Source organism: Kitasatospora sp. NPDC057015, from assembly GCF_042673745.1.
Classification (GTDB): domain Bacteria; phylum Actinomycetota; class Actinomycetes; order Streptomycetales; family Streptomycetaceae; genus Kitasatospora.
In genome coordinates this window covers 67,104-73,103 of record NZ_JBHUSG010000051.1, presented here as the reverse complement: position 1 = coordinate 73,103, position 6,000 = coordinate 67,104, and the positions used below count along the sequence as shown (strand labels likewise).

Annotated in this window: 5 protein-coding genes; 2 read left to right on the top strand and 3 right to left on the bottom strand. The window is 75.9% G+C overall.

Annotated features, from left to right (window positions below; genetic code table 11):
- Positions 1-79: 79 nt before the first annotated feature.
- Complete coding sequence (locus ACFTWP_RS34125; RefSeq protein ID WP_380268882.1) at positions 80-1,354, bottom strand: DUF2510 domain-containing protein; 1,275 nt, start codon at positions 1,352-1,354, stop codon at positions 80-82.
- 124 nt (positions 1,355-1,478) lie between these two features.
- Complete coding sequence (locus ACFTWP_RS34120) at positions 1,479-2,279, bottom strand: 3-oxoacyl-ACP reductase (protein WP_380268880.1); 801 nt, start codon at positions 2,277-2,279, stop codon at positions 1,479-1,481.
- A gap of 143 nt (positions 2,280-2,422) precedes the next feature.
- Between ACFTWP_RS34120 and ACFTWP_RS34115 the strand changes: the two genes are divergently transcribed.
- On the top strand, positions 2,423-3,211 hold the full coding sequence (locus ACFTWP_RS34115) for a gamma-glutamyl-gamma-aminobutyrate hydrolase family protein (protein ID WP_380268879.1): 789 nt from the start codon (positions 2,423-2,425) through the stop codon (positions 3,209-3,211).
- A gap of 77 nt (positions 3,212-3,288) precedes the next feature.
- On the opposite strand, the gene ACFTWP_RS34110 is transcribed toward ACFTWP_RS34115, so the two are convergent.
- Positions 3,289-4,608 carry a chromate transporter gene (locus ACFTWP_RS34110; RefSeq protein ID WP_380268878.1) on the bottom strand — a complete coding sequence of 440 codons (1,320 nt, stop codon included), beginning with the start codon at positions 4,606-4,608 and terminating at the stop codon, positions 3,289-3,291.
- A 224-nt stretch (positions 4,609-4,832) separates the two neighbouring features.
- Here ACFTWP_RS34110 and ACFTWP_RS34105 point away from each other — a divergent pair, with 224 nt between their 5' ends.
- The gene (locus ACFTWP_RS34105) at positions 4,833-5,906 is read left to right on the top strand and encodes a cation diffusion facilitator family transporter (protein WP_380268877.1); all 1,074 of its coding nucleotides are present in this window, start codon (positions 4,833-4,835) and stop codon (positions 5,904-5,906) included.
- The last annotated feature ends 94 nt before the right edge of the window (positions 5,907-6,000 follow it).

Sequence of the window (6,000 nt, the reverse complement as noted above, 5' to 3'; positions counted from 1 at the left end):
GCCCCCGGGTGTCCGGGGGCGGGCCGGCCGCCTGGCCGGGCGCGGGCCCGGCCGGTGACCCGCTCCGGCGGGCGGACGGTCAGGTGGTGGTGCCGTTGCCGGTGCCGCCCGGCAGGTCCTTGCCGGTGTACTGGGCGACCCCCTTGACGATGGTGTCCATCAGCGCGAGGTCCGGCGCCTTCGGGTCGACGTCGAAGCCGAGGTGGAGCGCGGTCAGCGCCTTGCCGTCCGCGGTCGGGAAGACCACGGTCTCGACGTACCCGTCGTTCCCCTTGGCCGCCTTGACCTTCCAGCGGACGAGGTAGCCGTCGCGGCCGGCGACCTTCACCGCCTCCGACTTCAGCTCCTCGTGGGACGGGCTGTCGCCGTAGGACTCCTTGGCGGCCTGGGCGATGTCCGCCTTGGCGGCGGCCTGCGCGTCCGTGCCCTCGATCCGGCTGGTGACCGCGCCGCCGAGCGAGCAGGTGTCGCCCTCGGCGCCGACGCAGGGGTAGGAGCCGATGGTCAGCGCCGCGTAGCCCCCGGTGGTGGTGCCGCCCTCCCAGCCGGAGGGGACGGGCAGCGTGACCCGGTTGACCAGGTCGGCCGCCACGCCGGCGGAGGCGCCGTCGTTGGAACCGTTGCCACCGCCCTTGCCGCCGGTCCCGCCCTGACCGTTCTGACCGTTCTGGCCCGGCGCGTTCTGGTTACCCTGGCCGTTCTGACCCTGGCCGTTCTGGTTGCCCTGCCCGTTCTGGCCGCCCTGGCCGTTCTGGCCCGGCATCCCGCCGCGGGGGCCGTTCTCGCCGTTGAACAGGAAGTTCCTGCCGTCGCGGTGGCTCGCACGGGCCGGCGCGTCACCGTCCACCGCGAGGTAGGTGACCCCGGAGCCGACCGCCAGGCCGAGCAGGGCCGCCACCGAGGCCGCGACGACCACCGCCCGGGACGGCCGGCGGAACGCCTTCCTGCTGCCGGACGCCGCACCGGCCGCGGTCGCGCCGATCGGCGGCGGCAGCTCCGGGTAGCGGACGGCCGGGCCGCTCTGCAGCACCTGCCCCTCCAGCACCCGGGTGTCCTCCTCCGGGCCGCCCTCGGCTCCCGGGCTGCGGGTGCCCGCCGCGTCCGGGCCCTCGGGAAGGCCCTGCGGGTCGGCGGGGCCCGGTGCGTCGGGGGCGTCCTGCGCGTCGGAGGCATCGGAGCCGGCAGCGGCGGCCGGCGGCGCCTGCGCCTCGGCCGCGAGGCCCGTGGGGGCGTCCGAGGGCGCCGGACGGGTGCCGGCCGTCCAGCCCTTGCCGTCCCACCAGCGCTGGGGCCGGGGGTCACTGGTGGTGTCCTGCGGATCCGGGTACCACCCGGCGGGAATCTGCTCGCTCACATCGACGAATCTAAACGGCGGCGGATAAACGCGATATCAGCAGAACCGCCCATTCGGCGGTTCTGGATGAGATTACGGTGAGAACCCGATCGGGGGCCCGCGCGGCGCCGCCCGCGGCGGCCCGTCAGCCGGCGTCCGGGGCCCGCCGCGGGGTGACGTAGGCCCCGGTGATGCCGCCGTCCACCAGGAATTCGCTCGCGGTGACGAACGAGGAGTCGTCACTGGCGAGGAAGGCGACGGCGGCCGCGATCTCCTCGGGAGCGGCGAACCGGCCGAGCGGGATGTGCACCAACTGCCGGGCCGCCCGCTCCGGGTCCTCGGCGAACAGCCCCCGCATCCGCGGGGTGTCCACCGGGCCCGGGCAGAGCGCGTTCACCCGGATCCCCTCGCGGGCGAACTGCACGCCCAGCTCGCGCGACATCGCCAGCACGCCGCCCTTGGCCGCGGTGAAGGAGATCCGCGAGGTGGCCGCGCCCATCCGCGCCGCGAAACTCGCGGTGTTGATGATCGAACCGCGCCCGTGCCGGCGCATGTAGGGCAGCGCCGCCCGGCAGCAGAGGAAGACCGAGGTGAGGTCGGCCGCCTGCACCCGGTGCCAGGCGTCCAGGTCGGTGGTGAGGACGGAGCCGTCCTCGGGCGGCGAGATCCCGGCGTTGTTGAACGCCACGTCGACGCTGCCGAAGGTCTCGTAGGCCTCGTCGAAGAGCGCCTCGACCATCGCCGGGTCGGTGGCGTCGGTGTGCACGAACAGCCCGCCGACCTCCCGGGCCGCGGCGGCGCCGGTCGCCTCGTCGACGTCCGCGCAGACCACCCGGGCGCCCTCGGAGGCGAGCCGGCGGGCGGCGGCGAGACCGACCGCGCCGCCGGCACCGGTGACGACAGCCGTCCGTCCGACCAGGCGGCGGCAGACCGGGGTGTCGGACATCGGGGCTCCTGCTCCTCGGTGCGGCACGGATCTCAGCGAACGCTACGGCCTGGCGGGGGCCCGCCCGGGGAGGGTGAGGGCCGTGGCGCGCCGCGCGGCGTGGTTGAGGGGATACCACGGGTGACGGGTGCAGAATTCCCGCCATGGATCGCAGGCCTTTCATCGGCATCAGCACCTACCTGGTCGACGTGAGCTGGAGTGACTGGCGGGGCCGCCGGGTGGCCCTGGTGCCCGAGCGCTACACGGCGTTCGTCAGGGACGCGGGCGGCGTTGCGGTGCTGCTGCCGCCGGACGCTCCGGAGCGCGCACCCGAGGTGCTCGCCCGGCTGGACGCACTGGTCGTCTCGGGCGGCCCCGACCTGGACCCGGCCTACTACGGGCAGCCGCCGCACCCGCTGACCGAGGCGGACTCCCCCGAGCGGGACCAGTGGGAGATCGCCCTGCTCCGGGCCGCGCTGGCCTCCGGCATGCCGCTGCTCGGCATCTGCCGGGGCATGCAGCTGCTCAACGTGGTGTGCGGCGGCACGCTGCTCCAGCACCTGCCGGACGTCGTCCACCCGGACGTGCACGCGGGCTCGCCCGGCGCCTACGGCGCGCACCTGGTGCGGCCGGTGCCCGGCACGCTGCTCGGTGACCTCTTCCCGGAGACCGAGCTGACGGTGCCGACCTTCCACCACCAGGCGGTCGACCGGCTGGGTGACGGGCTGCGGGTCGGTGCGCTGGCGCCGGACGGCACCGTCGAGGGGATCGAGGGCCCCGGCTTCACGCTGGGCGTTCAGTGGCACCCCGAACAGGGCGAGGACCTGCGGGTGATGCAGGCGCTGGTCCGCGCCGCGACCGCGGTGCCCACGATGCCGCTGGATCCCGCGGAGCTGCTGGACGGCCCGATCGGCTCGGCGGGCTCGGTGACCCCGGCCCGGGTGGGCGGCTGAGCACGGGCGCGACGACCGGGCCGGACCTCCGCGCCGGCCCGGTGCGGGCGCGGCCCGGGCCGTGAGGCCCCGTCGGCTCAGGTCACGGGCAGACCCGCCAGCGCGGCCAGCACGCCCAGCCCGCCGGCGGTCACCAGGGCGGTGACCGCACCCCGCCGGGCCACCGGCAGCCAGAGCAGCGCCGCCGCCAGCACACCCCACTGCCAGCCGTACCGCAGGGACGCGGCGAGCGGCAGGGCCGAGCCGGCGATCGCCCCGACCACGGCCGGCCCGGCTCCGGTCAGGAAGTCCTGCACCCGCCGGTCGGCCCGCAGCCGGTCGAAGTGGCGCGCGCCGAACAGGACGAACAGGAACGAGGGGCCGAAGGCCACGGCCGCCGCCAGCAGACCGCCGCCGACGCCGGCCGCCGCGAACCCGACGGCCGCGACGGTGTGGACGACCGGACCGGGAGTGACCTGACCGAGGGCGACCGCGTTGAGGAACTGACCGTCCGTCATCCAGTGGTAGCGGTGCACCGCGTCGTTCTGCATCAGCGGGATGATCACGAAGCCGCCCCCGTACGAGAGCGCGCCGACCTTGAACGCCACCCACGACAGCGCACCGAGCCCGCCCAACGCCGGTACCGCCGCCGCCAGCGGCAGCGCGGCCCGGCGGCCGGCGCCCGGCTGCGGCCCGATCCCGCCACCGTCGGGACCGCTCCGCCCACGCCCGCCGTCCCGGCCACCCTGCTCGTCATGGCCCCCCTGCCCGTCCCAACCGTCCGGTTCGCCCCGGCCGCCCTGCGGCAAGGCCGCCGCCCGCGCGCGGGAGCGCACCGCGACCTCGGCCAGGCCCGCCGCCAGCAGGACCAGCACCAGCCAGGGCCCGGTGACGACGGCCGCCACCGCGCCCGCGAGGGCGTACCCGGCCCAGCGCGCCCGACCCCGGCGGGCCGCACCCGCGCCCGCCGCCCCGGCCGCCGGCGTGCCCGCGCGCCCGAGGCTGCCGGGCACCAGCGCGGTGGCGGCCTGCACCGCGACCGCCGGCACGGCCGCGCCCGCGCCGGCCGCGGCGCCGAGCACCCAGAGCGGCGGGCGGCCGGCCAGGAAGAGCGCCGAGAGGGCCAGGATCAGGACCAGGCCCGGCGCGATGAAGCAGACTCCGCCGACCAGCGCGCCGGCGGCGCCGCGCAGCCGCCAGGCGGTGAGGATCGCCAGCTGGGTGGAGGCCGGGCCGGGCAGCAGGTTGGTGGTCGCGATGCCGTCCTCGAACTCCTCGGCGCCCAGCCAGCGGCGCCGCTCCACACAGAGCCGGCGCAGCAGCAGGATGTGCGCGGGCGGGCCCCCGAAGCCGACCAGCCCGATCCGCCCCCACTCCAGCGCGATCGTCCGCAGCCGGACCGGCTCGCCGTTGTCCACCACTACCTCACCAGGATCGACCGGCCCTCTCATCAGGGCGGCGAGACCCTACCGCAGCAAGGCGAACAGCAGGGTGCACAGGAGGGCGGGCCAGGCCGGTGGGAGAGTCTCGACGGGAACGACAACGGTCACCAGTGCAGCCTTTGGATCTTCGTCCGATCTGCGGTTCACTTCGGGTGCGGGGCTGCCACACCCTGCCCCCGCGCGTCCAGGAGAGGATCTCGATGGCCGTCCACGAGCACAGCCATGACGCTCGCGTCCACGGGGACGGCGGCCACGGCTCCGAGCCGCACGGGGACCACGGCGGACACGGACACGGGCCCGGGGGCCACTCGCACGGGGTGTCCGCCGACGCCGACCGCCGGTGGCTGCTGGCCGCGCTGACCCTGATCGTGGTGTTCATGGCCGGCGAGGTGGTGGTCGGCTTCGCCGCCCGGTCGCTGGCCCTGATCTCGGACGCCGCGCACATGCTCACCGACGCGGCCTCGATCGTGCTCGCGCTGGTCGCGATGCGGCTGGCCGCCCGCCCGGCCCGGGGCGGCTACACCTACGGACTCAAGCGGGCGGAGATCCTCTCCGCCCAGGCCAACGGGGTGACCCTGCTGGTGCTCTCCGCCTGGCTCGGCTACGAGGCGGTGCGCCGGCTGATCGACCCGCCGGAGGTGGCCGGTTCGCTGGTGCTGGTCACGGCGCTGGTCGGCATCGTCGTCAACATCGGCGCGGCCTGGTGCATGTCCAGGGCCAACCGCACCTCGCTGAACGTCGAGGGCGCGTTCCAGCACGTGCTGACCGACCTCTACGCCTTCGTCGCCACCGCAGTGGCCGGCGTGGTCATGCTGACCACCGGATTCGTCCAGGCGGACGCGATCGCCTCGCTGGTGGTGGTGGCCCTGATGCTGCGGGCCGGCATCGGGCTGGTCCGCGACTCCGGACGGATCTTCCTGGAGGCGGCGCCGGCCGGCGTCGACCCGGACGAGGTGGCGGACCGGCTGGTCGCCGCCGACCAGGTGGTGGAGATCCACGACCTGCACATCTGGGAGATCACCTCCGGACAGCCCGCGCTCTCCGCCCACATCCTGGTCGCCCCGGGCGGCGACTGCCACGCCGTCCGGCGGGGACTGCAACGGCAGCTGCGCGAGCGGTACCGGATCACCCACGCGACGCTGCAGGTCGACCACGTCGGCGAGGACGACGACCAGCAGCTGCTGCAGATCACCCCGGCGGGCGGGACCGTGCTGGACGAGCACTGCGGCGACTCCCACGGACCGGTCCACCGCAGCGGGCCGCACGAGCACTGATCCACCGGCGGGCCCGGGCGGGGCGGCGCCGGCGCCGGACCGCCCGAGCCGCGCGGGCTCGGCCCGTCCGCCCCCGTACTGTCGGCCCGGTACG

Excerpts from the sequence above, each read along its gene's own strand:
- ACFTWP_RS34120 (WP_380268880.1), bottom strand. The coding sequence starts at position 2,279 with ATGTCCGACACCCCGGTCTGCCGCCGCCTGGTCGGACGGACGGCTGTC.
- ACFTWP_RS34115 (WP_380268879.1), top strand. The coding sequence starts at position 2,423 with ATGGATCGCAGGCCTTTCATCGGCATCAGCACCTACCTGGTCGACGTG.
- ACFTWP_RS34105 (WP_380268877.1), top strand. The coding sequence starts at position 4,833 with ATGGCCGTCCACGAGCACAGCCATGACGCTCGCGTCCACGGGGACGGC.